Source organism: Brevundimonas sp. CURTG3B2_SDJG (genome assembly GCF_057364705.1).
On sequence record NZ_JBNFOJ010000332.1, the window covers coordinates 1 to 2943 of the forward strand.

Sequence of the window (2943 nt, forward strand, 5' to 3'; positions counted from 1 at the left end):
GGCCCCGGCCCCTCCGGACGGCGGGGCGATCAGGCGGGTGCGGTCGGCGCGGTCGGGGCGATCGGTCATGGGAGGCGGTCCCGGGGTTGCGGATCAGCCCCTCAAAGGCCTCTAAACGGGCGAGGGCGCAAGCGGGCGTGAGCGAGCGAAGCGGCATGCGAGTGCGGATGGCGAGGATCGGAACGACGGCCGCGGCGGCGCTGGCGCTGCTCCTCGCCGCCTGCGGACAGGGCGGAACCGAGAAGGACGAGGCCGACACGGCCGATGTCGGGACCGAGACCGCCGCGCCGGCCTTCGACAGTCCCCGGCTGCGCGAGATCAAGCGCCGAGGCCGGCTGAATTGCGGCGTGCACGAGGGGCTGGTCGGCTTCGCCTATACCGACAATCGCGGGCAGTGGCGCGGCTTCGACGCCGACTTCTGCCGCGCCCTGGCCGCCGCCGTGCTGGGCGACCCCGACGCGGTGCGGTTCGTACCCCTGACCACCAGCCAGAGGTTCGAGGCGCTGCGCAGCGGGCGGGTGGACGTGCTGTGGCGCACCACCTCCTGGACCCTGTCGCGCGAGGCCCAGGAGGGCGTACGGTTCGCCGGGGTCAACTACTACGACGGCCAGGGCTTCCTGGTCAGGCGCTCGCTGGACCTGGCCAGCGCGGCCGAGCTGAACGGCGCCCGGATCTGCGTTCAGCGGTCCTCGACCTCGGAGCTGAACGTCGCGGACTGGTTCCGGGCGCGGGGCATCGAGTACCGGCCGGTGGTCATGCCCAACGAGGAGGCGGCCCGCGAGGCCTATGCCCGCGAGGACTGCGACGCGTTCAGCGCCGACATCTCGGCGCTGGCGGCGGCGCGGACCCTGCTGCCCAATCCCGAACAGCACGCCATCCTGCCGGACGTCATCTCCAAGGAGCCGCTGGGACCGGCGGTGAAGCGCGGCGACGAGGCCTGGACCTCGATCGTCCGCTGGACCCTGAACGGCCTGATCCTGGCCGAGGAGCTGGGCGTGACGCGCCAGAACGTGGAACAGCTGGCCGAAGAATCGCGCGATCCCCGCATCCGGCGGCTGCTGGGAACCGAGGGCGACCTGGGGCCGCTGATGGGACTGTCCAAGGACTGGATGAAGAATGCGCTTCAAGCCGAGGGAAATTACGGAGAAATATTCGCGCGCAATATCGGCGCGGATTCCTCTCTCGACCTGGCGCGGGGGCTTAACGCACAATGGAACGCTCGGCCGGGCGGCCTGATCTACGCCCTGCCCATTCGATAACGACGCCCCATCAGAGGGCCGGGGGAACAATGGACGCGACGAAAAAGGGCGGGATCCCGCTGCACTGGCTGATGCTGATCGGCTTCATCGTCGGCCTGGCCGGCGGTCTGGCCGTGAACCTGCAGGTCGGGGCCGACGCGCCGTGGGTGGTCTGGCTGACCTCCAACATCACGGGGCCGGCGGGTCAGATCTTCCTTCGCCTGCTGTTCATGCTGGTGATCCCGCTGCTGTTCTCGGCCTTGGTGGTCGGGGTGGCCGAGATGGGCGACCTGAAGTCGCTGGGCCGGGCGGGGATCAAGACCCTGCTTCTGACCATCGTCGTGTCCGGCATCGCCGTGGTCATCGGCCTGGGCATGGTCAATCTGTTCCGGCCCGGCGACGGGGTGGACCCCGAGATGGCGCAGCGGCTGCTGGCCCAGGGGGCCGAGGGCGCCCACGCCATCGTCGAGAAGGCGCCCGAGAGCGTCCAGTTCGGCCAGTTCTTCCTGGACCTGATCCCGTCCAACGTCTTCACGGCGGCGGCCGAGAACCAGATCCTGCCGGTGATGATCTTCGCCCTGTTCTTCGGGATCGGGCTGGTCATGGCCAAGAGCCCGGCGACCGACCGGCTGCAGACCGTCATCGAGGGCGTCCTCGAAGTGACGATGAAGCTGATCAACATGGTCATCAAGCTGGCACCGTATGCGATCGCCTGCCTCATGTTCAACCTGGCGGCCCTGTTCGGCTGGGATCTGCTGGTGCGGCTGGCCGCCTATGTCGGCGTGGCCGTCGGCGCCATGGCGATCCACATGTTCGTGGTCTATCCGCTGGTCGTCTGGATCGGCGGCGGGATGGGGCCGCTGAAGTTCTTCCAAGGCATCCGCGAACCGATGGTGGTGGCCTTCTCGACCGCCTCGTCCAACGCCTCGCTGCCGGTGTCTCTGCGCGCCGCCGACGAGCAGCTGGGGCTGCCGCGCAAGATCGCCCGCTTCGTGCTGACCGTCGGCGCGACCGCCAATCAGAACGGCACCGCCCTGTTTGAGGGCGTGACGGTGCTGTTCCTGGCCCAGTTCTTCGGTGTCGAGCTGTTGCTGACCCAGCAGATCGTGGTGATGCTGGTCTGCATCCTGGGCGGCGTCGGCACCGCGGGCGTGCCCGCCGGCTCGCTGCCGGTGGTGGCGATGATCCTGGTCATGGTCGGCGTGCCGGCCGAGGGCATCGGCCTGATCCTGGGCGTCGACCGCTTCCTGGACATGTGCCGGACCACGCTGAACGTCACCGGCGACCTGGTGCTGGCCACCGTGGTCTCGCGCGGCGAGAGCGACGACACCGTGCCGCCGGACGCCTCCATCGCGCCGGCGGAGCTGCCGGGCGAGGGCCGCCGAGGGCTGAAGCACGGGATCGGCCGGCGAGGTCTGATCACGCCGTCGCGACCGGGGTGTCCGAACAGGCGCCCCATTCGGCCCAGCTGCCGTCATACAGGCGCGACGGCCGGCCCAGCTCGGCCAGGGCGAGCGTCAGGATGGCGGCGGTGACGCCCGAGCCGCAAGTGGTCAAGACGGGGCGGTCCGGGTCGATTCCGACGGCCAGGAAGGCCCCCTCCAGCGCCGCGCCGCGCTTCCATCGTCCCGTCGGGCTCCAGGACGGACGGGTAGGGCAGGTTGACCGCCCCGGGCATATGGCCGGGGCGGACCCCGGGGCCGCT

Annotated in this window: 2 protein-coding genes and 1 pseudogene; 2 read left to right on the top strand and 1 reads right to left on the bottom strand. The window is 70.1% G+C overall.

The genetic code is table 11. From position 1 onward, the window contains the following. Positions 1-167 precede the first annotated feature (167 nt). The gene (locus tag AC2W7C_RS16075; RefSeq protein ID WP_486002300.1) at positions 168-1259 is read left to right on the top strand and encodes an amino acid ABC transporter substrate-binding protein; all 1092 of its coding nucleotides are present in this window, start codon (positions 168-170) and stop codon (positions 1257-1259) included. 71 nt (positions 1260-1330) lie between these two features. Further along, positions 1331-2539: pseudogene (locus AC2W7C_RS16080) on the top strand (dicarboxylate/amino acid:cation symporter); the annotation flags it as partial. Positions 2540-2657: 118 nt separating this feature from the next. Here AC2W7C_RS16080 and AC2W7C_RS16085 read toward each other — a convergent pair. Continuing rightward, the gene (locus tag AC2W7C_RS16085) at positions 2658-2795 is read right to left on the bottom strand and encodes a hypothetical protein (protein WP_486002301.1); all 138 of its coding nucleotides are present in this window, start codon (positions 2793-2795) and stop codon (positions 2658-2660) included. Positions 2796-2943: the final 148 nt, after the last annotated feature.